This is a genomic window from Streptomyces sp. 71268 (assembly GCF_029392895.1).
GTDB lineage: Bacteria > Actinomycetota > Actinomycetes > Streptomycetales > Streptomycetaceae > Streptomyces.
Genome location: NZ_CP114200.1, coordinates 945,652 through 970,363 on the forward strand (window position 1 = coordinate 945,652; position 24,712 = coordinate 970,363).

Consider the following 24,712-nt stretch of genomic DNA (forward strand, 5'->3'; position numbering starts at 1 on the left):
CTACGTTAGCACGACCGTCCGTGCAGTTTTATGGCTCCACGCGCCCGCCAACCGCTCGGGTGTGGGGCCGCCCGGCGGCCCAGCAGTCGAGAAGGCCAAGGAGGCCGCCATGCCGAGCACCATCTGGTTCGCGCCGTGGAAGCCGGGCCTGGCCGACCGCTCCCGGGCGGCGGACGGCCCGGTCCTGGTGAGCGTGACCGAGTTCACCGCGCACCGACCGTGGACCGCGCCCGGCGTGACCCTGGCGGGGCTGGCGCTGCGCCGGTCCTGGGACGGGCTGGAGGGCGCGGTCGGGCTGTGGCTGTGGGCGGCCTCCGACGTGACGCGCCCCCGCTCGGGATCGGTCTCCGTCTGGCGCGACGCCCGGGCCCTGGCCGGGTTCGTGACCCGCCACGACCACGTACGGATCATGCGCGCGTACCGGAAGCGGGGCACCCTGCGCTCGACCAGTTGGCAGGCCGCCCCCTTCGAGCACGGCGCCACCCTGCGGGCCGCCCGGTCCCTGCTCACCGGGGAAGCCCCCTGGCCCGAAGCGGAGGCGGCGGCCGGCCCCGGGCACGCGAGGTCGGCCCTCCCGGGCCGCCGCCCCGGCCGGTCCGACACCTGACGCGAGCCGGCCCTCGGCGGCGGGACCGGCCGACCCTTGGCGGCGGGGCGGACCCTGGGCGGCGCGGTGCTACGGGCAGACGCCCGAGCGGCGCCCGACGGGGTACGTCGGGCGCCGCTCGTGAGGGCTGTGCGAGATGGCGGGGCGCGGGGTGGCGCGTCGCCGGGCGGTGCTAGACCTGCGGGGCCGGGTAGGTCGGGTACTCCACCCCGGAGACGTGCTGGACGACCCGGATGACCTGGCACGAGTAGCCGAACTCGTTGTCGTACCAGAGGTAGAGGATGGCGTCGTCGCCCTCGACCTTGGTGGCGCCGGCGTCGACGATCGAGGCGTGGCGCGAGCCGATGAAGTCGCTGGAGACCGCGTCGGGGGCGCTGATGAAGTCGATCTGGCGCTTGAGCGGCGAGGTCAGCGACACGTTGCGCAGGTAGTCCAGGACCTCTTCGCGGGTGGTCTCGCGCGCCAGCCGCAGACTCAGGATCGCGATCGACACGTCCGGCACCGGGACGCGGATCGAGCTGCCGGTGATCCGTGCGTCGAGGTCGGGCAGCGCCTTGGCGACGGCCGAGGCCGCGCCGGTCTCGGTGATGACCATGTTGAGCGCCGCGGAGCGACCACGTCGGTCGGACTTGTGGTAGTTGTCCAGCAGGTTCTGGTCGTTGGTGAACGAGTGGACGGTCTCCACGTGGCCGCGCAGCACGCCGTACTCGTCCGCCATCGCCTTCAGCGGCGGGACGATCGCGTTGGTGGTGCAGGACGCGCAGGACAGGATCCGCTCGTCCGGCTTGACCGTGTCGTGGTTGACGCCGTGCACGATGTTGGGAACGTCGCCCTTGCCCGGCGCGGTCAGCACGACCTTGGCGATGCCCGGGCGCAGGTGCTGCGACAGGCCCGCGCGGTCACGCCACTTGCCCGTGTTGTCGACGAGGATGGCGTCCTTGATGCCGTACGCCGTGTAGTCCACCGAGGTCGGGTCGTCGGCGTAGATCAGCTTGATCTCGTTGCCGTTGGCGATGATCTTGCTGTTCGCCTCGTCCACGGTGATCGTGCCCTGGAACTGGCCGTGGATGGAGTCCCGGCGCAGCAGCGACGCGCGCTTGACGATGTCCTGGCCCGCTCCCTTGCGGACCACGATGGCGCGCAGCCGCAGGCCGTTGCCCGAGCCGGCCTTCTCGATGAGGAGGCGGGCGATGAGGCGGCCGATGCGGCCGAAGCCGTAGAGCACGACGTCGCGCGGCTCCCGGCACTCGATCTTGTTGGCGCCGGTGGCCCCGGCGACGGCTTCAGCGGTGAACTCCGCCACCGACAGACCACGGTCGTCGGTGCGGTACAGCGCGGCGAGCATGCCGATGTCGATCTGGGAAGGGCCGAGATCGAGCGCGGCGAGCGCCTGGAGGAACGGCAGCGTCTCGGTGACCGAGAGCTCCTCACCGGCGATCTGCCGAGCGAATCGATGCGTCTTCAGGATGCTGACGACCGATTTGTTCACCAGGGAGCGGCTGTGCAGCAGGACGGTGACGTCCCGCTCGCGCTGCAGCTTCCCGATGATCGGGATCATCGACTCCGCGATCTCCTCGCGGTTCTTCCAGTCAGTGAACGAGTCCTCATTGACAGTCACAGATTTATCTTTCGAGCTAGGCGGTGCTCACATGTTAGCCCTCCACCGTTTGGCTGGTTCGTTCGGTACGAGTGACATGCGCCATGCCGCTTCGGAGCCGCCTCTCGCGTAGGGCGTACGGCGTGCGGCGTACGGGGCAGGCACGCGGGGTGGGCGCGGGCGGCGTACTGGGGGCGGCGGGGCGCCGGTCCCTACTGGTCGAGCATGCGGAGGTCGGCGCGTGAGCGTGGTGGTGACCAGGAGGTGGTTGATCAGGTTGTGGTTGAGCGCGTTGCCTACCGGCGGGGAGATCTCCTCCTCCAGCAGGCCGGCCACGCCGTGCTCGCCGCTCAGCCGGTGGCGTACGCGCGCTCATGACCTTGACCGACACGGGCCGGCCGCCGGGCGGCCCGTCGGGCGCGGGGCCCGCCCCCGACGGCGGGTGTCAGCCGTCGGGGGCGCGGCCCGGGCGTGCGCGGCACGCCGCGCGCCGGGGCGAGGTGCCGTGCGCGGGGCGGGTGCTCAGGAGCCGCCGGGCACCGAGGGCAGGAGCCCGAGTTCCACGGCCCGGGCACCGGCCTGGAAGCGCGAGTTGGCCCCCAGCTCGCGGATGATCTCGGCGACGTACCGGCGGTAGGTGCGCACCGAGATGCTGAGCCCCCGGGCCGCCGCCTCGTCGGTGCGTCCCGAGCTGAGGGCCAGCAGGATCTGGCGGGCCGTGTCGCTGCGCACGTGATCGCTGAGCCGCCGGTAGTCGTCGAGGGTGGGGCTGTTCGCCCAGGAGACCTGGAAGAGCGCCCGCAGGTTGCGCAGCACGTCGGGGGCGCGCACCACGGCGATGCCGCCCATGGATGGGCCGGGGCGCGACCAGGCCACACCCACGGCGCCGTCGGCGAGCACCGCTTCGTGCAGCGACTCGCGGACCAGGCGTACGTGCACGCCGGGCGCGTACGTGTCGAGCAGTTCCATGAAGAAACGGTGCTCCAACAGGCCCATCCCGGCCAGCAGTCGGACCTCGACGCCCCGGGTGACGGCCTGACCGAGTCGCGGGACGAGCCGGGCGGCCTCGCCGTCGGCGCACTCGGAGAGGATGACGACCAGCGACCGTTCCGCCGCGTCGATCGCGCGGGTCACGGCCCCGGCGCCCTCGGCGGGGTCCAGCGTGGCCAGGAGTTGTTCGCCGGAGTCGCGCCGGTCGGCGACGGAACCGAGGGCTCTGCGGTTCGGCACCGCCGTCCGCTCTCGCCCGACGGCGGGCATTCGGCCCGCCGTTGGTAATTCCGCGTCGCCGGGACGCCGTGGACCGGGAACGGTGGGGTCTTGGCCTCCGGAGGAATCCGTAGCGCCGTTGAATTCATTGACAGAGATGCTGGGCACAGCTCCCCCTAAAACATGGCCATTTCTTCGCCGCAACGTTCCATTGCCGAGGTAGGGCCACCGCCTCGAACTTACTCCGGGGTATGGGCTCCCATAAGGAGAAGGGGCGTGATGTGACCGACGACCCGGTTCTCACAAGACGACAGCGCCACGTTTACACCCCCCTGCCCCGCATGTGCGTCATTCGCAGGCAACACGACCGGTAGTCGGCGTGACCATTTCGGCAAACCCCCCACCATGACGGCGACACTACTCAGCAAATATATGAACAGTCAAATATTTCGTGCGGCAAAACCGCCCGCCGAACAGGATGCGCTCTGGCAGCTCGAATGATTGCAGGAGCAATTCGAAGGAAGGCGCTTGCTCATTCACCGCAAACACACACGCCACGGCGTTCGCGACATTCACAACAGGCCCACCGAACCCCGCAACGCGGCCCCGTGCGGGCTTACTTGTACGAACTCGTAGGGCGACTCCCACTGTCACGCAGGGCACGTTTCAAGAATTCTCCCCCGACGGCTTGCGAAAGATCGAGAACACCGTGGGCCACCCGGTCGCGGACCGCGCTCCGGCCGCCTCGCTTTCTGTAGCCAGGCCGCATGGAAGGCGCCCCACCCGGGGCATCCGAGTGGCGTTCAATTGCACTCTGCCGAGCCCGCTCCCGTGGAAACAAGGGTGGGATAAGGGCCGAAAATCCGCCTACCGAAATGCCCGAACGGGCGCCGAAACCCGCCCGTTGCGAGGAATGGCGCCGAGTCAGGTTCCGCTTATTGCCCGATCCGGGCAGCCAGGGCGGGGAGACGGACACGGACCCCCCACAAAAAGGGAGTGACATACCTCACACTCTCGGGTGTTCCCGTCGCTGAGCTGGGCTTATGCCGAAGCGAACCACGACAGGAAGCTGTCACAAACTGTCACCGCGGCGGACTGACCGCCACACCGCCCGCCACACCACGCCCACACACCACTCGCGGGCCGCCCACTCGGCGCCCGTTCCCAGGCACCCCTTCTCCGACCGGGGCACCCGAGCGGGCCCGGGTCGGATTCCGGAGGACGTGAGCGCCTCACACATCAAGCCGCCACGCCTGCGATGCCCGCACGACAGCTCGGGGCCGATCTCGACCACGCGGCCGACGACACCCCGCGCCGGGAGGCCAGCTCACGGGGGCCGAGGACATCGCCCCCTGGGTGCGGCTCCTGGTCACCGACGGCTGGTGGGCCAACGGGCAGACGCTCCTCCTCAACGGCGACCACACCGCGCGCTGGCCGAACCGTGTCCGAACCCTGGCCGAACGGTGTCCGGTCGCGGGCGCGACGCCCGGGGCGCGTGCCCGTCAGCTCAGCCGGATCACGGCCCGCCGGGGCCGGCGGGCGGCGTGCGGGGCGCGCGGGCCCGGTAGTGGTCGGTGGCGATGCGGACGAAGGAGCGTATGAGCGGTCCGGGGCGCCCGGCCCGCCAGGCGATGACCAACCGGCTCGGCGGCGCGTCGGTCAGCGGGACCACCGTGAGTCCCGCGGGCAGGGCGTGGCCGAGCGGCGCCAGACCCACCGAGCCGCTCCACAGCACGGACTGCAGGCACTCGTGGACGGTGCGCACGACGGGGCCCGGCCGGCGCCGCCCGGGCTCGCTCGTCGCGGCCCAGAACGCCTGCCACGCCGGGTCGGTGCCGTCCGGGAAGCGGAACCACGGGCGGTCGGCGACGTCGGCCAGGCACATCCGGTCGCGGTCGGCCAGCGGGTCGTCGGCGCGCAGGACGACCCCGACCGGGTCCGAGCCCAGCACCTGGGTGGCGATGCCGTCGCTGTCGAACGGCGCCCGGGTCAGGGCCACGTCCACGAGACCGGCCCGCAGCCCGGCCGTCGGATCGGAGAAGTCGGCCTCGCGGACGGCGACGCGCACACCGGGGTGCCGGTCCCGGAACGCGGCCGCCAGCGCCGCGCCGGCCTGTCCGACGCTGTCGGCCAGGGTGCCCAGCGTCACCGTCGCCGCCCCGGCCTCGGCGGCCACCCGGGCGCGGACCCGTTCGGCCCGCGCCAGCAGGGCCCGCGCCTCCTCGTACAGCAGCGCGCCGGCGGGGGTGAGGGTCACGCCGCTGGGCGAGCGGCGCAGCAGGGCGCAGCCGAGGTCGGTCTCCAACCGTCTGATGGCCCGGCTCAGCGGGGGCTGGGTCATCTGAAGGCGCGCGGCGGCCCTGCCGAAGTGGAGTTCCTCGGCCACCGACACGAAGTAGCGCAACGTGCGTAGCTCCATCAGCGGCGACGATACCCGTACGGCATCAGGCATGCCCGATCGGTGTTGGACGCCCCGGTGGGCGGGGCGGTGGACTTGGGCGGGCCGGCCCCGCCGGCCGTCCACGCCCGCGAGCCGGGCGCCCCACCACCACCCGCACCCTCAGGAGTCTCCGTGTCCGACGCCGTGCCGTCCGCCTCGTCCGAGCCCCTCGTCCACGTCGATGGCGCCCGGGAGATCGCCCGCGACGTACTGGTCATCCCGGACCGGCGGGTACAACTCGTGCCCAACATCGGCCTGATAGGAGGCCAGCACTCGGTGCTCGTGGTCGACACGGGCCTGGGCCCTGGCAACGCGCGACGGGTGCTGGACTTCGCGCTCGACTACGCCAGGGGGCGCGAGCTGTACCTGACGACCACCCACTTCCACCCGGAACACGCCTTCGGGGCGCAGGTCTTCGCGGGGGCGGCGACGTATCTGGTCAACCGGGCCCAGGCCGAGGACCTCACGGCGAAGGGCGCCGGGTACCTGGAGATGTTCCGGGGGCTCGGCGAGCCCGTGGCGCGCCAGCTCGCGGGCGTCGAACTCCCCCGGCCCGACGTCGTCTACGGCCAGGCGCACCGCCTGGACCTGGGCGGCCGGGTGGTGCACCTGCGGGCGACGGGCCGGGCCCACAGCCGGGGCGACCAGGTGGTGACGGTGCCGGACGCGGGGGTGATGTTCACCGGGGACCTGGTGGAGGCCCGGCAGTTCGCGATCTTTCCGTGGTTCCCGCCGCACGACATCGACGTGTCGGGCACCCGGTGGCTGGCGGTCGTGCGGCGACTGGCGGCCGAGGCGCCGCACGTCGTGGTCCCGGGCCACGGCGAGGTCGGCGGCCCGCGACTGCTGGCCGACGTGCGCGACTACCTGCAACTCCTGTGGGACGAGACGTGGATACGGCGCGCCGGGGCCGCCGGTGAGCGCACGCACGTCGAGGAGATCGAGGCGCTGATGGTCCAGCGGCACCCGGACTGGTCCGGCCGCGAGTGGATCGCGAAGGGCGTCGCATGCCTGTGCGCCGAGCACACCGGCTGACCGCCGCGTACGCCCCCGGGCGCGGGTCGCGGGGCCGCTCGTTGGGCGCCCCCGCGACCACGTGGTGACTGACTGTTCTACAGTGCCAAGGTCAGTACCGTCACCTGGTGGCCCGAAAAGGACAAAACGGATTATGCCGACAGAGACGTTCGAGTTTCAGGTGGAAGCGCGCCAGCTTCTCCAGTTGATGATCCACTCGATTTACTCGAACAAGGACGTGTTCCTGCGCGAACTCGTCTCCAACGCCTCCGACGCGCTGGACAAGCTGCGTCTCGAAGCGCTCCGCGACGACTCGCTCGACGTGGACGTGTCAGACCTCCACATCGACATCGAGGCCGACAAGAGCGCCCGTACGCTGACCGTGCGGGATAACGGCATCGGCATGTCGCGCGAGGAGGTCATCAAGCTCATCGGGACGATCGCGAACTCGGGCACCGCGGCGTTCCTGCGCGAACTCAAGGAGGCGCAGGACGCCAACGACGCGGCGTCGACCGAGGGGTTGATCGGCCAGTTCGGTGTCGGCTTCTACGCCAGCTTCATGGTGGCCGACCAGGTCACCCTGCTGACCCGGCGGGCGGGCGAGAGCCAGGGCACGCGCTGGACCTCCGACGGCGAGGGCACGTACAGCATCGAGGACGTCGCGGACGCGCCGCAGGGCACCTCCGTCACGCTGCGGCTCAAGCCGGAGGACAGCGAGGACCGGCTGCACGACTACACCGCGCCGTGGAAGATCAGGGAGATCGTCAAGCGGTACTCGGACTTCATCACCTGGCCCATCAGGATGGCCGCCGAGCCCGCCGCGAAGACGAGCGAGGACGCGTCGGACTCCGATGACGCCAAGGGCGCCGACGACGCCGAGAAGGCGACCGCGAGCGAGCCCGAGACGCTGAACTCGATGAAGGCGCTGTGGGCGCGCTCGCGGGACGAGGTGAGCGACGACGAGTACCACGAGCTGTACAAGCACATCAGCCACGACTGGAACGACCCGCTCGAAACCATCCGGCTGCACGCGGAGGGCACCTTCGAGTACCAGGCCCTGCTGTTCATCCCGGCGCACGCGCCGCAGGACATGTTCATGCAGGACTTCAAGCGCGGCATCCAGCTCTACGTGAAGCGCGTCTTCATCATGGACCACTGCGAGGCGCTGCTGCCGCCGTACCTGCGCTTCGTCAAGGGCGTGGTCGACGCGCAGGACCTGTCGCTGAACGTCTCGCGCGAGATCCTGCAGCAGGACCGGCAGATCCAGTTGATGCACCGCCGGTTGGCCAAGAAGGTGCTCTCCACGATCAAGGACATGCGCACCTCGCACGCCGACCGGTACGCCACGTTCTGGCGGGAGTTCGGGCCGGTGCTCAAGGAGGGGCTGCTCAGCGACTTCGAGAACCGCGACGCGATCCTCGGCGTCTCCTCGTTCGCCTCCACCCACGACGCGCAGGAGCTGACGACCCTGCGGGAGTACGTGGAGCGGATGAAGGAGGGCCAGCAGGACATCTACTTCATGACGGGCGAGTCCCGGCAGGCCATCGAGAACTCGCCGCACATGGAGGCGTTCCGCGCCAAGGGCATCGAGGTGCTGCTGCTGACCGACCCGGTCGACGAGGTGTGGGTGCAGGCGGTGCCCGAGTTCGAGGGCAAGCAACTGCGCTCGATCGCCAAGGGCGAGGTGGACCTCGACACCGAGGAGGAGAAGGCGGAGGCCGACTCCGAGCGCGAGAAGCGGCAGGAGGAGTTCGCGGACCTGCTGACGTGGATGAAGGAGCGGCTGGGCGAGCACGTCAAGGAGGTGCGGCTGTCCTCGCGCCTGACGGTGTCGCCCGCCTGCATCGTCTCGGACACCCACGACGTCACCCCGGCGCTGCAGAACATGTACCGCGCCATGGGCCAGGAGGTGCCGACCGCCAAGCGCATCCTCGAACTCAACCCGGACCACGCGCTGGTCAGCGGGCTCCGGAAGGCACGCGCCACCCGCGAGGGCGACGACGGTCTGGCCGAGACCGCCGAGCTGATCTACGACATGGCGCTGCTGGCCGAGGGCGGGGAGCTGACCGACCCCGCGCGCTTCGTCAAGCTCATGGCCGACCGCCTGGAGCGCACGCTGTGAGCCAGCCCGTGGGTCGCTGAACCAGGACGACCGCCGCGCCGCCCCGCGAGCCCTTCCCACCGGAGGGCGCCGCGGGGCGGCGTTGTTCGCCGGCTCGCGTAGGACGGGGCGGATGGTCGACCCTACGGGGATGAGCCAGCCCAGAATCCGCGTCACCGCCTACGTGCTCCGCCGCCGCGCCGCCCGCCCGCGGCTCCTGGTCTTCGACCACGTCGGCCTGCCGGAGGCCGGCACCCAGGTCCCGGCGGGCGGGGTAAAGCCGGGCGAGAGCTTCGAGGAGGCGGTGCTGCGGGAGGTCGCCGAGGAGACGGGCCTGCGGACGGCCACCGTCGTCCGCGAGCTCGCCGTCGAGGACAAGCCACATCCCGAGACCGGGCAGCCGCGCAGGACCACCTTCCTCCTGCTGCATGCCCCGGCCGACACCCCGGACGCCTGGCGGCACCGCGTCGCCGGCACCGACACGGACGCGGGGCTCACCTTCGCGTGCCGCTTCCTGCCACTCCCCCTGACCCGGCCGCTGGCCGACGACCAGGACGCCTGGCTGGGCCACGTCGACCCGCGACTGGCGACCGCGCCGGGAGACGGGCGGTAGGGGCGTGGCCGGCACGCGGCCTGGGGTGCGTCAGTCGGCGGTGCAGTGCTTCTGCGCGTCCTTGCGCACCGTGCGGCCGGTGAACTCCTCCAGGATGGCGATGTTCTCCGGCGCGTAGTTCGTCGCGGTGATCTTGTCGGCGTCGGGGCCGCCGACCACGCCCGTGTAGGGCGCCGACTTCTCCAACCAGTACGCCGTCCGCAGGAACTGGGTGAGCACCAGTTCGCGCAGCTTGGGCTCGGCCTTGATCTTGGCCCAGTAGTCGGGGTGCTTGGTCTTGGCCACCCGCAGGTAGAGCAGCAGGTAGCGCAGGTTGGTGGCGGCGATGTCGCGGGCGTTGCTGGCCCCGACGCCCTTGATGTACTCGTGGACGACCGTCACGGCGGGCAGCCCGGTCAGCCCGGCGTTCTGCTCGGCCAGCACGCCCTGCAGGCGGTAGGTGCCCTGCGTGGCGTCGCGCAGGTAGGTGTTGTCCATCGAGGCGGTGAGCCGGTCCTTGATCAGCGGCAGGATCTCCTTGCGCGGGAACCCGCCGTGCACGGGGACCTGCGTCGCCTGCCGCGAGCCGTCGATCCAGGCCGCGATGGACACGTCCCACTTCGTCCGGGACGGGTCGAGGTCCCACATGTGGGTCTCCTCGTGGATGGCCACCATCATCGACTCGGCGAAGCCCTCGAAGCTGCGCTTGTTGACGAACTGGTCCCAGTACTTGTCCTTGGCCTGGGCGATGGCCAGCTTCTCGCCGCTGGGCCAGCGCCGCTGGTACATGGTCTGGAGGGTTCGCATCCAGTTCGAGGCGTTGAAGGCGGCCCGCAGGTCGCTGATGTCGGCCTGCGGGTTCGACGGCTCGGAGTAGCAGAAGGGTTCGGCGGCGCCCTGGGGCCGGGCACCGGCCGGCTGCCCCGAGGGGGTGGGGGCCGCCGCGGCCACGTAGCCCGTCCCCAGGGACAGGGCGAGACAGCCGGTCAGCAGGCGGAGGGACCATCGTCCACGGCTCACGGGGACACCTCGTCTCGAAACGGACGGCAGGGGGATGACGGGTCGCGAACAGTGGGCCGAGCGGCGCCGGGCCGCGTCGGACCGCTGCGCGCTTGTCGTGGACACAACGTATGACCGGCGCGCGCCCGCGCCTACTGCCATGGCGTCATAACACCCTGGAAGGGGACGCCCTCCCGGTAGGCACCGGCGCCGGAGCGCGCGTCGCACGGCGGGGCCGCCGGCCGACCGGCCAGGGTGGCCGGGAGGGAACGCTCTGCAACCATCTCGCAACGTCGCGCCCGGTTAGCTGGTGTCGCCCGCGGGCCGGTGCGGCGACCACCGGCCGCGACGCACGCGCGGCGACGGGGCGCGCACCTGGGGGAGTTGGCACTGCGGGTGGACGGTACGGCGATGAGGTGGGGAGGGCGGGATGGGCGACGCGTACGGCGTCTCGCGCATCGCACTGACCGACGCGGCACGGGAGTTGCTGCGGCGACTCACCCGCGAGCACGGGCCGTTGATGTTCCACCAGTCGGGCGGCTGTTGCGACGGCAGCTCACCCATGTGTTACCCGAGGGGCGAGTTCCGCACCGGGGACTCCGACGTGCTGCTCGCCTCACTCGCGGTGGACGGGCTCACCGAGCGGATCGACTTCTGGATGGCGGGCCAGCAGTTCGAGCGCTGGCGCCACACGCACCTGACGGTGGACGTGGTGCCGGGGCGGGGCAGCGGGTTCTCCGTGGAGGCCCCCGAGGGCGTGCGGTTCCTGATCCGCTCCCGGCTGTTCACCGACCAGGAGCAGGCCCTCCTCGACGGCTGAGGGGCCCGCGGACCGGCGCCGGGCGGCGGCCCGGTGCCGCCACGACGGCGGCTGGCGCGGACGGTGCGTCAGCCGCTCCGCCACCGGCGGGCCGGCCGCTCACGCGGCGAACGGCCGGCCCGCTGGCCGGGTGGGCGCGCCCACCCCACTCGTACGGCCCGCCGTCGCCCGGCCGTTCGCGGCACGGGGGCGGCGAGGGCGCCGCCGTGGGCGTACCCGCCCGGGGGCCGGCCGGCGCGGCGTCAGCCGCTGGCCACGTCCGTCAGGGCGAGTTGGTGCAGCCGGTCCGGCGGGCCCGGCCGCGCGTAGTACCAGCCCTGAGCCGTGTCGCAGCCGAGCATGCGCAGGTGCTCCGCCTGCGAGCCGGTCTCCACGCCCTCCACCGTGACCGCCAGGTCGAGCGTGTGCGCCAGCGAGACGATGCCCTCCACGATCTTCACGTCCACCGGGTCGGCCGGAGCGCGCTGCATGCCCAGCGTGAAGGACCGGTCCAGCTTGAGCGTGCTCACCGGGAGGCGGCGCAGGTAGGCGAGGTTGGAATAGCCCGTCCCGAAGTCGTCCAGGGCGATGTCCACGCCCAGGTCCGCGAGTTGCCGCAGCGGGCGCAGGGCCTCCTCGTCCGCGCCGATCAGGTCGTTCTCGGTCACCTCAAGGCAGAGCGCCGCGGGGTCGAGGCCCGCCTCGTCGAGCACCGCGACGGTGTCGGAGACCAGGTCGGGGTAGCGCAGTTGGCACGGCGACAGATTGACGTTGACCCGCAGCGGCTCGCCGTCGTGGCTCGCGTCCCGCCAGGCCCGGGCCTGCCGGGCGGCCTCGGCGAGCACCCAGCGGCCGAGCGGCACGATCAGCCCGGTGTTCTCGGCGAGGGTGATGAACTGGTCGGGGCCGAGCACCCCGTGGACCGGGTGCAGCCAGCGCACCAGGGCCTCGGCGCCGCGTACGGTGCCGTCCTCCAGGCGCACCAGCGGCTGGTACTCGATGAAGAACTCGCCCTTCTCCAGCGCCGCCGGCAACCCGTTGGTGAGGCTGTGCCGGGCGATGACGCGGGCGTCGGAGGCGGCGTCGGCGACCTCGTACCGGTTGCCGCCCGCCGCCTTCGCCCGGTACATCGCGATGTCCACGCTGCGCATCACGGCGGCCCGGGTGGTCTCGCCCCGGGTTCCGCTGGCGACCCCGATGCTGGCGCGTACCAGCAGGTCGCGGTCCTTGATCCGGACCGGTTCGGCCAGCGCCCGCAGCATCCGCTCGGCGAGGTCGACGGCGTCGCGCTGGGCGGTGGGCCCCACGGTGAGGGCGAAGAACTCGTCCCCGCCGGGGCGGGCGACGATCTGGGAGGGCGAGGTCAGGCACTCCTGCAACCGTTCGGCGACGGCGATCAGCAGGTGGTCGCCGACGATGTGGCCGAGGCTGTCGTTGACGGCGCGGAAGCCGTCCAGGTCGAGGTAGCACATGCCGAACCGGGTCGCCTCGTCCGCCCCGTGGCCCGCGCCCGGCACGCGGCCGGCGCCCACCTCGCGGTCGGTGGCCGGCTCGTCGGGCGGGCCCGGGGGCCGCGCGAAGTCGCCGGGCCCGTAGGCCGCCCCGGGCGCGGGCAAGGCAGCGCCGTCCGCCCCCCGTCGCCACGGCCGCCGCTCGTCGGCGGCCGTGCCGTGCTCGTCGGGTCCGGGGGCGCGGTCGTCGGGTCGGGGGGCGCGGTCGGTGGCGGCGAGCGGGTCGGTGGCGGCCGGGCTGGGCGGCCCCGGTATCGCCTCGGCCTCCGCCTCCTCCAGGGCCGCGGCCTCCCAGCTGGCGCCGGCCGGATGGCAATGGTCTCCGTCGGCACCGTGAGTCTCGGCGGAAGCCGCGGAATCGGCGGCCGGGCCCGCGATCACCGCGTCGAGGCGCTCGAAGAACAGCGTGCGGTTGGGCAGGCCGGTCAGCTCGTCGTGGGTGGCCTCGTACCGCAGGCGGTCGCGCAGCCGGCGCTGCTCGGTGATGTCCTCCATCAGGGCGAGTTGGTACTGCGGCTTGCCGAGCGCGTCCCGCAACAGGGTGACGGTGAGGTTGGTCCACAGCACGCTGCCGTCGCCCCGGTAGTACGGCTTCTCCATCCGGAAGTGCTCGCGCTGGCCGGTGATCAGCTCACGGTAGATGTCCATCGCGGCCGGGACGTCCTCCGGGTGCGCCCAGTCCACCACGTTCTCGCCCAGCAGGTGGTCGCCCGGCCGGCCGAACATCCGGGCCACGGCGTCGTTGACCAGCAGCACCTGTCCGTTGAGGTCCGCCACGCCGACGCCGATGACCGCCCCGTCGAAGACGGCCTGGAAGCGCGCCTCGCTGTCGTGCAGGGCCTGTTCCGCGGCGGCGCGCGCGGCCAGTGCCTCCCGGGAGACCGACTCCTGCTCGCCCTTGGCCCGCTCGCTCAGCGCGTGCGCGAAGCCGGCGGCGAGCGCGTGCTGGAGCCGGGCGCACCTGGCCCGGGTCTCCTCCACCGGCATCGGCCGCCTGGGCGGGCAGTACAGCACCAGATAGGCGTCGAGCACGCCGAGGGTGACCGGCAGCCCGCCCGCGCTGTCACACCGGGCCGCGACGAGCGCCTGGCCCACCTCGTAGGCGGGCTGGGTGTCCAACGGCATGGTGCGCAGCGCGTCCCGCAGCCGGCGCGCGAGGGGCACCAGGTGCTCCACGAGCTCGCCCTCGGGCACGGAGATCGCCGTGGACGGGCGAATGGCCCGACTCCAGATCCTGGCGAAGCGTCGGAGCCGATCGTCCTCGCTCTCCGGCCCCGTACTGTACGGCTCCGCGTCCTGTCTCCCGCTCGGCCTCGCGGTCACGCCTCGCGCCTCACTGCGGCCCGCTCCATCAGTACTCTCCAGATCTCCCGGGGGGTGTGGTCCGGCTCCGCGCACCGTTGCTGAGCAGACATTACTGATCGCCCGTTCGAAGGGAAGACGCAAACGGAAATCTACGATCCGCATCTGGCCGCGGGCCAGGGGGAATTCTGCCGTGCCCAGCGTGGTCGCGTCGCCTGGTGCGCGTGTGAAGTGGGCCTGATGAGGTAGAGGAGGCTCACAGGTACGCACGTGGCGTACCAATGCAGCGCCGTGGCCGAGGTGTTTCGATGTGCGGCCATTTTCCGTCGGACGTCCGTTCCCGCTTTGGCGCCTTTCCGCCACCTCGCCGCCCGTCGCGCTCTGGTGCGCGGGGTTCCGGAGCGCCGTGGGGCGCCCGGGCGCTCCGTCCGTACGCGCCGGAGCGCGCCCCCGCGCAACCGCCGTCCCGTACAACACACCGCCCGTGCGCGGGCGTTGCGATCGGGCGTCGTTGCCCCGGGCGTCACCGCCTCGGGCGGCGGGGGCCCCGGGCGGCGGGGCAGGGCTGGGCTGGGCTAGGCCGTACGGTCGCAGGCTCACGGCGGGGCGCGACCGGGCTTTCGCGGACCCACCGGCATTGGTGATCAACTCACTTCGGCTACAAGGTCGTTCAGTCCTTACGCCGCGCCGCGCCGTCCGGGTTCGCGTCGTCGCGCCCGGCGGGGGCCGGGTGTGGGCCGGCGCCGCCGGGCCACGGTGCGCCGGCCAGGTGCTGGGCCACGGCGGCGGCCAGCGCGTGGGCCCGGGCCGCGGCGTGGCGCGGGCCCGTGCGGCGGGCGGGGCCAGCGGGGTGGGACAGGCCGCCGACGGCGAACACGCCGGGGTGTGAGGTGCGACCCTCGGCGTCGACGGCCGGGCGGCCGAGGTCGGCGGCGACGGCCAGGCCCGCGGCTGCGGCCAGCTCGTTCTCCGGCACCCAGGAGCCGCAGAACACCACCGCCGCGCAGTCGAGTTCGGCCACCGCGCCGTCGGCACGGCGCAGCCGCACGCCCGTGACGCGTCCGCCGGCCCCCGTCAGCTCCGTCACGGCGGCGGAGCCGAGGACGGGGACGCCCCAGCCGAGCCTGGCCAGCGCGCGCCACGGCGTCAGGCCGTGCGGCGGCCCGCCGACCAGCGCGACGGGCCGGGTGCCGGCCCGTCGCAGGGCGCGCGTCACCCGGTAGCCGGCGTCGTCCGCCGACCCGACGACCACGGCCGTGGCGCCCAGGTGTTGACCGTGCTCGTGCAGCGCGCGCAGCGCCCCCTCACCGGTGAAGACGCCCTCCCCACGCGCGCCCGGCACCCCGCGCGCGGCGCGCGGGCGCTCCCTGGCGCCGGTGGCCAGCACGACGGCCCGCGCGGTGATCAGCTCGCGCCCGCCGGGTCCGGTGGCCGCCACGGTCAGCGGGCCCGCCCAGCCGGTGGCGGTCCAGCCGGTGCGCACCAGGGCCCCGGCGCCGGTGGCGGCGTCGAGCAGGCGCCGCGCCGCGTCCCGACCGGCCGGGGCGTGGCGCGGGAGGCGAGGATCGGACCAGGCGCCGCACGCCCAGGGCGCGTAGCGCAGCACGCCACCGGCCAACGGCTGTTGCTCAAGGACCTCCACCCGGCCGACCCCGGCCGCGGCGAGCGCGCTCGCGGCGGCGAGGCCGGCCGCGCCCGCGCCGACCACCAGCACGTCCACGCTCCGCTCGGCCGGTCCGACGCCGTCCGCGCCGTCGGGCGCGGTCGCGGGCGCGGGGCGGGCGGCGGCGGTGTCGGCGGCGGCGGCCGGCGGTCGGGCCGCGCACAGGGCCCGTACCGCCGCGGCGCAGCGGGTGCCCTGGCACCGGCCGGCCGCCACCCGGGTGCGCCGGCGCAGCCCGTCCAGGCCGGCCGGCGGCACCGTACTGGCCAGCGCGTCCCGCACCTCGCCCCGGGTGACGCGCTCGCAGGGGCAGATGACGGTGCCGTACTCCGGGTCGGCTGCGATGAGTTCGGGGCGTTCGAAGGGGCGCGGCGCCGCGTCGCCGACGGCGGGCATCCGCACCGGTGGCAGTTCGCGCGGGGGGCCGAGGGGCAGGCCGCCGGCGGCGAGGAGTTCGACGACGTGGGCGGCGATGGCCAGGGAACCGGTCAGGCCGGTGGAGCGGATGCCGCCGACCGTGACGTACCGCTGCTCGGGGTGTGCGTGGATCTGGTAGTCGTCGTGTTCGGTGGCGGCGCGCAGCCCGGCGTAGACCGCGGTGACCTCCTCGGCGAGCAGCTCCGGCATGAGGCGCGCGCCGTGCGCGCGCAGGAAGGCCAGTCCCGCCTCGGTGGACTCGGTCGCGCTCTTGTCGGGCAGGTCCTCGGCGGTGGGGCCGAGCAGTACGTTGCCGAAGACGGTCGGCGCGACGAGCACGCCCTTGCCGAGCGCCGTGGGGACCGGGAGCACGATGTGGCGCACCAGGCGGCGGGCGCTCTTGTCGAAGACCATGAGTTGGCCACGGCGTGGGGTGACCGTGAACGCGTCGTGTCCGAGCAGCCGGTCGATCTCGTCGGAGCGCAGGCCCGCGGCGTTGACCAGATGGCGGGCGCGCAGCGGCCCGCGGTCGGTGCGGATCTCGTGCCACGCATCGTCGCCGCCGCCCGGGCCCGGCTGGCCGCCGACGCCGCGCACCCGGCAGCCGAGGTGCAGGTCGACACCGGCGCGTACGGCCTGTGTGGCGTAGCCGATGACCGTGGTCCACGGGCAGATGACGCTCTCGTCCGGCACCTCGAGGGCGCCGAGGGCCCCCGGGCCCAGGTGGGGTTCGCGGCGGCGCAGTTCGGCGGCGTCGAGCAGGCGGGTGGCGTGGTAGCCGTTGCGCTCGGCCTTGGCGGCGAGCTGGGGCAGGGCGGCGAGTTGCTCCGCGTCCCAGGCCACGAGCAGCGCGCCGACCCGGCGCACGGGGATGCCCGCCTCGGCGGCGTACCCGGACAGCAGCCGGTAGCCCTCGCGCACCAGGCGGGCCTCCAGGGTGCCGGGGGTGGCGTCGAAGCCGGTGTGCAGGATCGCGGTGTTGGCCTTGGACGTGCCCTTGCCGACGTCGTCCGCCGCCTCCACGAGCGCCACCCGCAGCGGGTGGCGGGCCAGTTCGCGCGCGATGGCGCAGCCGACGACCCCGGCGCCGACGACCGCGACGTCGTACCCGGTCTCGTACGCGTCGCGCGGCAGCCGGCCGGTGGTCGTGACGGTCATGCGGTCCCTCGCTGGTCGCTGGTGCCGGGCGCGCGGGCCGGCCGGTCTCCGTCGCCCCGGGTGCCCTCGCGGGCGACTGGCGGGGCGCCGGTTCGCACGGTCAGGCTACGGGGCGCGGCCGACGAACCCGCCGCCCGGGCGGCGGCCCCACAGGGGCGCGGGGGCTCGTGGTGGCCGGGTGGTCACGGCGTGCGGGCCAGCAGCGTCGCCACGGCCGCGCGGAAGGTCGCGCGTCGCTCGGCGGCCCGCTCCGCGGGGATGCGGGGCTCGTAGACCGCCGCGGGCCGCCAGGGTGGGATCGCCTCGGACACCGTCAGCCGAGGGTCGAGGCCGAGCCTGGCCACGGCGCCCACGCCCAGCGCGGTGGCGTCCGGCAGCGCCGACACCTCGACGGGGCGTTGCAGCAGGTCGGCCTGGGCCTGCATGAGCAGGGTCGACCGGGTCAGGCCACCGTCCACACGGAGCGCTTCGAGCGGTGCCCCGAGGTCGGCCGCGGCGGCGTCGGCGATCTCGGCGACCTGGGCCGCGATGCCCTCGCACAGCGCGCGGACCAGGTGCCCGGGCGCGGTGTCGAGGCCGAGCCCGGTCAGCGCGCCGCGCGCGTCGCCGCGCCACCAGGGCGCGGCGAGACCCGCCAGCGCGGGCACGAAGGTCACGCCGCCGGCGTCGGGGACGGCACCACCGACCCGGTCGAGGTCGTGGGCGCCGGCGAGCACGCCGAGTTCGGTCAGCCAGCGCACGGCGGAGGCCGCGGCGAACACCTGGCCGTCCAGGCAGTAGCCGGCCCGCCCGCCGAGCCGCCAGGCCACGCAGCTCACCAGGCCCGACGCGGCGCGCCTGGGGCGGTCGCCGGTCGGCGCGAGCAGGAAGGCGCCGGTGCCGTAGGTGCACTTGGCGATGCCCGGTTCGGTGACGCGCTGGGCGAGCAGCGCCGCCTGCTGGTCCACCAGCAGCCCGGTCAGCGGCACCTCGGCGCCGAAGGCGGTGGTGCCGCCCACGTGGCCGTCGGCGTCCACGACCTCGGGCAGTTGCTCGTGCGCGAGCCCGAAGACCTCCAGGGCGGTCCGGGACCAGGTGAGGCTGTCCAGGTCCAGGAGCTGGGTGCGGCCCGCGGTGGCCGCGTCGGTGACGAAGGCACCGGTCAGCCGGTGCACCAGCCAGGCGTCGCTGGTGGTCACGACGCCGTCGCGGGTCAGGTGTCGGCGCAGCCAGGCCATCTTGGGCGCGGCGAAGTACGGGTCGAGCGGAAGCCCGGTGATCTCCCGTACGGTCGCGGCGTGTTCGGCCAGCTCCGCGCAGAGCGGCTCGGCGCGGCGGTCCTGCCACACGATGGCCTGGGTCAGCGGCTCCCCCGTGGCCGGGTCCCAGGCCAGCACGGTCTCGCCCTGGTTGGCCAGCCCCACGGCCACCACCGGCTCGCCCGCGTCGGCCAGCGCCCGGCGCCCGGCGTCCAGCACCGACGCCAGCAGGGCCCGCGGGTCGACCTCGGCCAGTCCGCCCGCCGCGTACCGGGGGCGCAGCTCCGCGTACGCCGTGCCGATCACGCCCCGTTCGGGGCAGATGACCAGCGCCTTGGTTCCGGAGGTCCCCTGGTCGACGGCGAGTACGGGCCCGCTCATCGCTCACCGCCGCTCACTGGCCTACCACTCACTGGCACACCTCGCCCTTCGCCGGGGTTGATCACGTCCGCGTCCTGCCGCAGTGTCGACGCCCGGTGGCGGGTCCGGCAACCGTGCGGGCCGAACGGCCCGCGGCGGCGGCGCGGTGGAGTGCCGCGGGCCGGTCGCGGACGCGGGCGGCGAGCGCGAGGGCGGCGTGGCGCGCGCCCGCCCGTCGCCTTCGTGAACGATGTTCGCTTATCGGCGAGTTGTGCGCGCATTCGTCCCGCGAACTCCGCTTGGGGCGCCCGTCGGCGCCTTCTCGCCGGCTTGGCCTGTCGCTGGTTGATTTATCAAGCATCGGGTTCTCGAATTTCCTCGCACTATCCACATAACGCCACCACAAGTGGGCCGCGTGCGCCCTTCGGACGGAAATGCGCGCGCCCAGTCGGCCACCGCGTGGCGGGATTCCGCCCGCTATCGGGAATCTGACGGTCCGTAGATTTTCCCGATCACTGGATTAGCGGGCCTCTTCCCTGTACGAATGCCATCCGAGTGTCAGAACATCAGGCAGACCGCCGCTCCGGCACGGTGTCCGACCGCGGACCGTACGGCTGTTCGCCGCCCGTAGCCGTGCCGCGCGCCGACCACGCCGGTGCGGCAGTCGCCGCACCGCCGCACCCCCTGAAGGACCGATGACCCCCACGCCACGACCCGAGCACCGCCCCCGCGGCGCACGGGCGCGCTCCCTCCGCATCTCCTCCGCGCCCCCCGGCCGGGGCACCTCGTCGGGGGCGCCCCGTGGCGCGTGCCGGCCGCCGGGGCCGGGCGCGGGGCCCGGGGCCCGGGCGTCACGCGCGGTGGTGGCCTGATGGCCGACGGGGAGTTCCGCCCGGTCTACCATCCGGCGGGCCACGACAGCGGCCTGCGGAACGCGATGCAGGACGTGCGCACGGGCCGCTGGGTCGCCATGCGCGACCTGCTCGCCTCGACCCCCGACTGGGGACTGTGGACCCAGCGCACCCAGGTGCTGGCGGCCACGGCCGCGGGCTCGGACGTGGTGCGGGCCTGGCGCTCGGAGGAGCCGGACAACGTCGCGGCGCTGGTGATGCACACCCGGGTGCTGGTGGAGCGCGCGGTGCGCGCGCACCGCGCGGGGCACCGGCACACCAGGGAGTTATGGCAGGAGGCGTGGGAAGCCTGCCAGCTCACCGCCCACAACGCGCCCGCCGACCCGGTGCCGTGGGTGTGCCTGGTGGCGCTGGCCCAGTTGGACGAGGAACAGCGGCTCGCCGAGCACCGGGTGCACCCGCCGGAGCCGATGCTCTTCCCCGGCCCGTGGGGGCTGCTGACGGAGGCGCACCGGCGCGACCCGTACAACCGCGAGGCGTACCACCGGATGCTCCAGTTCGTGCACGCCCGGCGTGGTGGCGGGTCGCTGTCCGATGCGGTGAACTTCGCGCGCTGGGCCTCCTCGCGCGCCCCGGTCGGCCCCGCCGTGCACGCGCTGCCGCTGTACGTGCAGGTGGAGCGCTACCGCGAGGAACGCGGCCACCAGCAGGCCCTTGACCTGCACTGGACCACCGACGAGGCGCTGCGGGACGCCGACCACGCCCTGCACTACTGGTTCGCCCACACCGCGCCCGAGCGGTGTTCGCTGCTCGACCTGAACTACCTGGCGCACGCGCTGTGGGCGGCGCTGCGCTTCACCGAGGCGGCGCCCGTCTTCGCGGCGCTCGGCCCGTACTACACGCCGATGCCCTGGGCGAGCCGCGGCCAGGGCGCCGGCGGCCCGGACGCGGCCGAGGAGGTGTTCCTCCGCGCGCGCGGCCGGTGCCTGGCGGCGGCGCGGCGCTCGGGACCCTGACCGCCGCCACGCCCCGTGGCGCGCGCCGGCGCGAGGCCCCCGGCCCGGCACAAGCCCGCGCGCCCGTCTCCGCGCCTCCCCCGGCGCTTGCCGCGTCATCTCCCTCCGTACTCCCCCCGTTCCCCACTCTCCCCCGTGTTCCCCCTTCGGAAGGTACCTGTCATGCCCCCTACAAAATGGCCCCGTTCGGGCTCCGCCGCGCCGCACGAGGCGGCGCAGCGCGACGAGGAGCAACGGCTGCGCGAACTCGGCTACCAACCGGTGCTGGCCCGTCGCATGGGGCACTTCGGGAACTTCGCGATCAGTTTCTCGGTCATCTCCGTGCTCTCCGGCTGTATGACGCTCTACGGCTTCGGCCTCGCCACCGGCGGCCCCGCGGTGATGCTCTGGGGCTGGATCGGCGTCGGCCTCTTCGTCCTGTTCGTCGGCCTCGCACTGGCCGAGGTGACCAGCGCCTATCCCACCTCCGGCGCCCTGTATTACATGGCCGACCGCCTGGGTGGGCGTAAATGGGGCTGGTACACCGGTTGGCTCAATCTGCTGGGCCTGCTCGGCGCCATCGCCGGAATCGACTACGGCGCGGCCCTGTTCACCGGCGCCGTACTCAACCTGCAATGGGGATTCGATCCGACGCCCGAGTCGACCATGCTCATCTTCGTCGCCATCCTGCTCGTGCACGCCACGCTGAACCTGTTCGGCGTGCGGCTGGTCAGCGTGCTCAACTCGATCAGCGTCTGGTGGCACCTGGCGGGCGTGGCCCTCATCGTCATCGTGCTCACGGTCGTCCCCGACCACCACCAGTCCGCCGACTTCGTCTTCACCGAGTTCGTCAACGACACCGGCTGGGACAACCCGCTGTACGTGACCGCCATCGGCCTGCTGCTCGCCCAGTACACGTTCTCCGGCTACGACGCCTCGGCGCACCTGTCCGAGGAGACCTCGCACGCCTCGGTCTCTGCGGCGCGCGGCATCGTGCGCGCCATCTGGGTGTCGTGGATCGCCGGCTTCGTCCTGCTGGCCGGCCTGACCTTCGCCATCCAGGACTACGCCGGGGCGCAGAACAGCAGCACGGGGGTGCCGCCCGCGCAGATCATGCTGGACGCGCTCGGCGACACGGGCGCGGTGCTGCTGCTCCTGGTGGTGATCGTGGCCCAGTTGTTCTGCGGCAACGCCGAGGTCGCCGCCGCCAGCCGGATGGTGTTCGCCTTCAGCCGGGACGGCGCGCTCCCCGGCTCCGGGCTGTGGCGCCGGGTGAGCGCGCGCACCCAGACGCCGGTGCACGCGGTCTGGCTCTCGGTCGCGGTCGCCTGCCTGCTCGCGGTGCCGTCGCTGTACTCCGAGACCGCCTACGGCGCGGTCACGGCCATCAACGTCATCGGCATCACGCCCGCCTACGCCATCCCGATCTACCTGCGGCTGCGCGCCGGGAACCGGTTCGAGCCCGGCCCCTGGCACCTCGGGCGCTGGAGCAGGCCGGTGGGCTGGGTCGCGGTGTGCTGGGTGGCGATGGTCACGGTCCTGTTCTGCCTGCCCCAGTCGCGCCCGGTGACGGTGGACTCGATGAACTACGCCGTGATCGCGCTGGCCGTCGTCCTCACCCTGGCCACCGTCTGGTGGTACGTGGCCCGCCGCTCCTACGGCACGCCGGCCGCCTACGGAACGGCCCGGGAACAGGCGGAGATCGCCGAGGACATCGTCTGACCCCGCCCCGCACCGGGCTCGTACGGGCCACGCCGACGGCCGGCACCCCTCGGGGGCGCCGGCCGTCGGCCACGGCGGGCCCGCGCGAGATGTCCGCAAAGAGGCTAGGAGTCGGTGGCGGCCCGCCCGAGACTTGGGGCCGCCAGTACGGGGCGCTGGCGGGCGCGGCGCGGCCCGGGGGCCCGCGCGCGGCGGCCCGCGCCCGGCGCCCTGCCCCCGCGCAGGCCCGAGGAGTCGCTCCCATGAGCCGCGCTCGTTCACGCTGCGCCCACACGCCAGGCTGTCGCAGGTCCCGCCCCGCGCCGGCCGGGCGCGGTGATCCACGACCCGGGCGCGCTGACGCGCGCGTGGCTCGCCGAACACCCCGGCGCGCTCGCGGCACACGCGCGCTCGCCGCGACGCCCACCGTGCGCCGTGCCGAACTCGCCCCCCGAACTGCTGGCGCTGACCGCGACCTTCCACCGGCTCACCCGGCTCGCGGCCGAGAGCGACGTGTGCGTGGCCTGGCTGCCCGGGCACGAGCCGAGCATGGGCACGGCGGCCGAGATGCTCAGCGCCCACCGCGCGGGGCGCTCCGTGGTGGCCGTCACCGCGATGCGCCAGAACCTGGCGGTGCTCGCCTGCGCCACCGTCATCGTGCCGGGCCTCGACGCGTTCGACGCCTGGCTCGCGCAATCGGAGGGCGTTGGGTGACCCGCCCCGCGCCGCCGACGGGCCCGGCCGGCGGCGCGCGGTGCTCAGCAGCCCATGCCCACCGTGCGCAGGGCCCACAGTTGACGGGGGGTCGGCCGGGCCGGGAAGTACAGGTAACACACGCCGCCCGTGCCGCTGACCACCTTGCCGCTGGCGTTGTACCGCTTGGTCCGCAACCAGATGTTCTCGAACTCGCGGCGCTGGTAGACCCGGCGCACCGCCTCGTTGCTCTCGCTGTTCGGGTCGCCGGCCACCACGTCGCCCTGGGCCGTGAAGCCGGTGACGGTCATCAGGTGGCCCGCCGTGCCGTACCCTGCGCCGGTCAGCTCGCCCGGCAGGAAGGACTGCGAGGTGATCAGCGGGATGCCGGCGGCGATCAGCACCTCGGCGTCGGTGAGCGAGTTCAAGCGGGTCACCACGCCGGTCAGGTCGCGGTAGGTGGCCGCGTAGGCGGCGTTGAAGGGCCAGTTGCCGCAGCCCTGGTACTGGTAGTCGAAGGTGAACCGGGCCGCGTGGCAGACCTGTGGGTCGGCGTAGTCGGGGTTGACCCAGGCGAGGTCCGCCTGGCTGGGCCGGCGGCCCCAGTACTCGATGATCATCTGCGACGAGGTCGGGCTGCACCACGCCTCGCCACCGTTGTCGTACTCCGGGTACTGCCCCTTGTGGATCTCCTGGGAGTACCTGGGCACGGTCAGCTCGCGGCCGGTGGCGAGGTCCGGGTCGGAGGCGGGCACGGTGAACCGGGCGGGCACGTCCGAGCCCATCGCCCCCACCCGCCACACCAGCGGTGTCAGCGCGGTGCCGGGGCGGCGGTAGAGCGTCAGCCGTAGCCGGTACGCGGCGATCCGCAGCCCCTCGCCGGCCGGGTCCGCGTCGACGGCCAGCGTGTCGGTGGCCACCGTGCTCCTGCCGTCCCGCTGGCCGTCCACGGAGGTGCGCCGGATGTCCTGGTCGCCCGCGGCCCAGCGGCCCATCACGTACCAGGGGCTGAGTCCGCCGTCGGTGTAGGTCACCCGCAGTTCGACCTGGAGCCAGGTGCCGGTGGGGGTGTGCGCGTTCCAGGAGGCGATGACCTCGCCCGCCGGGGTGGGCAGCGCGTGCGCCGGCCCGGTCCAGGTGGCGTACTCCCAGGGGGCGGTGGTGCCGGTGTGCGGGTCGGTGTACTCGGTCGTGCCGGCCGGCTCGGCGATCACGATGCCGGGCCGTGCCCCGTCCCGTACCCGCACGCCCCGCACCGCGCCCGAGCGCCAGTCCGCGCCGCTGGTCCAGGCCCGGTTGTCCACGGTGGAGCCGGCGGGGGCCCCTGTCGCGTTCGGGGCACCCGGGGCGCCGGCGCGCGCGGTGCCGCGCGCCGGGGAGACGGCGGCGAGCCCGGCGGTCACGCCGAGCGCGGCGGTCAGGAGGGTACGCCGTGGGGTGAGTCTGCTCATGGTGAAAGGCCCCC

16 protein-coding genes and 1 pseudogene are annotated in these 24,712 nt (G+C 73.6%); 8 read left to right on the forward strand and 9 right to left on the reverse strand.

Translation table 11 applies throughout. The annotated features are described in order from the left end of the window. Nucleotides 1-109 precede the first annotated feature (109 nt). Complete coding sequence (locus tag OYE22_RS03430) at nt 110-607, forward strand: hypothetical protein (RefSeq protein ID WP_277319020.1); 498 nt, start codon at nt 110-112, stop codon at nt 605-607. Nucleotides 608-779: 172 nt separating this feature from the next. Here OYE22_RS03430 and OYE22_RS03435 read toward each other — a convergent pair whose 3' ends face one another. From OYE22_RS03435 to OYE22_RS03445, 3 genes are all read right to left on the reverse strand, one after another. Next, nucleotides 780-2,225, reverse strand: a complete 1,446-nt coding sequence (locus OYE22_RS03435) for a glyceraldehyde-3-phosphate dehydrogenase (protein ID WP_277319021.1) — start codon at nt 2,223-2,225, stop codon at nt 780-782. Between the two features lie 501 nt (nt 2,226-2,726). Continuing rightward, the gene (locus OYE22_RS03440) at nt 2,727-3,434 is read right to left on the reverse strand and encodes a LuxR family transcriptional regulator (protein ID WP_277319022.1); all 708 of its coding nucleotides are present in this window, start codon (nt 3,432-3,434) and stop codon (nt 2,727-2,729) included. A 1,495-nt stretch (nt 3,435-4,929) separates the two neighbouring features. Then, nucleotides 4,930-5,832 carry a LysR substrate-binding domain-containing protein gene (locus OYE22_RS03445; RefSeq protein WP_277319023.1) on the reverse strand — a complete coding sequence of 301 codons (903 nt, stop codon included), beginning with the start codon at nt 5,830-5,832 and terminating at the stop codon, nt 4,930-4,932. Between the two features lie 153 nt (nt 5,833-5,985). Between OYE22_RS03445 and OYE22_RS03450 the strand changes: the two genes are divergently transcribed. From OYE22_RS03450 to OYE22_RS03460, 3 genes are all read left to right on the forward strand, one after another. Beyond that, complete coding sequence (locus OYE22_RS03450) at nt 5,986-6,888, forward strand: MBL fold metallo-hydrolase (protein WP_277319024.1); 903 nt, start codon at nt 5,986-5,988, stop codon at nt 6,886-6,888. Between the two features lie 133 nt (nt 6,889-7,021). Beyond that, nucleotides 7,022-8,989 carry a molecular chaperone HtpG gene (htpG, locus tag OYE22_RS03455; protein ID WP_277319025.1) on the forward strand — a complete coding sequence of 656 codons (1,968 nt, stop codon included), beginning with the start codon at nt 7,022-7,024 and terminating at the stop codon, nt 8,987-8,989. A 130-nt stretch (nt 8,990-9,119) separates the two neighbouring features. Continuing rightward, nucleotides 9,120-9,581, forward strand: coding sequence for an NUDIX domain-containing protein (locus OYE22_RS03460; RefSeq protein WP_277319026.1), 462 nt, complete (start codon nt 9,120-9,122; stop codon nt 9,579-9,581). Nucleotides 9,582-9,611: 30 nt separating this feature from the next. Here OYE22_RS03460 and OYE22_RS03465 read toward each other — a convergent pair whose 3' ends face one another. After that, a complete protein-coding gene (locus OYE22_RS03465) occupies nt 9,612-10,580 on the reverse strand; it encodes a hypothetical protein (protein WP_277319027.1) in 969 nt (322 codons plus the stop codon). Nucleotides 10,581-10,989: 409 nt separating this feature from the next. Between OYE22_RS03465 and OYE22_RS03470 the strand changes: the two genes are divergently transcribed. Continuing rightward, complete coding sequence (locus OYE22_RS03470) at nt 10,990-11,379, forward strand: DUF779 domain-containing protein (RefSeq protein WP_277319028.1); 390 nt, start codon at nt 10,990-10,992, stop codon at nt 11,377-11,379. A gap of 242 nt (nt 11,380-11,621) precedes the next feature. Here OYE22_RS03470 and OYE22_RS03475 read toward each other — a convergent pair whose 3' ends face one another. The 4 genes and pseudogenes from OYE22_RS03475 to OYE22_RS03490 all read right to left on the reverse strand — a co-directional run bounded on the left by OYE22_RS03475 (nt 11,622) and on the right by OYE22_RS03490 (nt 19,028). Continuing rightward, complete coding sequence (locus OYE22_RS03475) at nt 11,622-14,192, reverse strand: EAL domain-containing protein (RefSeq protein WP_277319029.1); 2,571 nt, start codon at nt 14,190-14,192, stop codon at nt 11,622-11,624. Nucleotides 14,193-14,841: 649 nt separating this feature from the next. Beyond that, on the reverse strand, nt 14,842-15,891 hold the full coding sequence (locus tag OYE22_RS03480; RefSeq protein WP_277323965.1) for an FAD-dependent oxidoreductase: 1,050 nt from the start codon (nt 15,889-15,891) through the stop codon (nt 14,842-14,844). A 105-nt stretch (nt 15,892-15,996) separates the two neighbouring features. After that, nucleotides 15,997-17,409, reverse strand: a pseudogene (locus tag OYE22_RS03485) (NAD(P)/FAD-dependent oxidoreductase); the annotation flags it as partial. A gap of 182 nt (nt 17,410-17,591) precedes the next feature. Next, nucleotides 17,592-19,028, reverse strand: coding sequence for an FGGY family carbohydrate kinase (locus OYE22_RS03490; RefSeq protein ID WP_277319030.1), 1,437 nt, complete (start codon nt 19,026-19,028; stop codon nt 17,592-17,594). 850 nt (nt 19,029-19,878) lie between these two features. Between OYE22_RS03490 and OYE22_RS03495 the strand changes: the two genes are divergently transcribed. From OYE22_RS03495 to OYE22_RS03505, 3 genes are all read left to right on the forward strand, one after another. After that, nucleotides 19,879-20,874 carry a hypothetical protein gene (locus tag OYE22_RS03495; protein WP_277319031.1) on the forward strand — a complete coding sequence of 332 codons (996 nt, stop codon included), beginning with the start codon at nt 19,879-19,881 and terminating at the stop codon, nt 20,872-20,874. 162 nt (nt 20,875-21,036) lie between these two features. Continuing rightward, entirely contained in the window at nt 21,037-22,575 is a 1,539-nt protein-coding gene (locus OYE22_RS03500) for an amino acid permease (protein WP_277319032.1), read from the forward strand. Nucleotides 22,576-22,989: 414 nt separating this feature from the next. Continuing rightward, entirely contained in the window at nt 22,990-23,268 is a 279-nt protein-coding gene (locus tag OYE22_RS03505) for a hypothetical protein (RefSeq protein WP_277319033.1), read from the forward strand. 44 nt (nt 23,269-23,312) lie between these two features. Here OYE22_RS03505 and OYE22_RS03510 read toward each other — a convergent pair whose 3' ends face one another. Then, complete coding sequence (locus OYE22_RS03510) at nt 23,313-24,698, reverse strand: peptidase C39 family protein (RefSeq protein WP_277319034.1); 1,386 nt, start codon at nt 24,696-24,698, stop codon at nt 23,313-23,315. Nucleotides 24,699-24,712 lie beyond the last annotated feature (14 nt).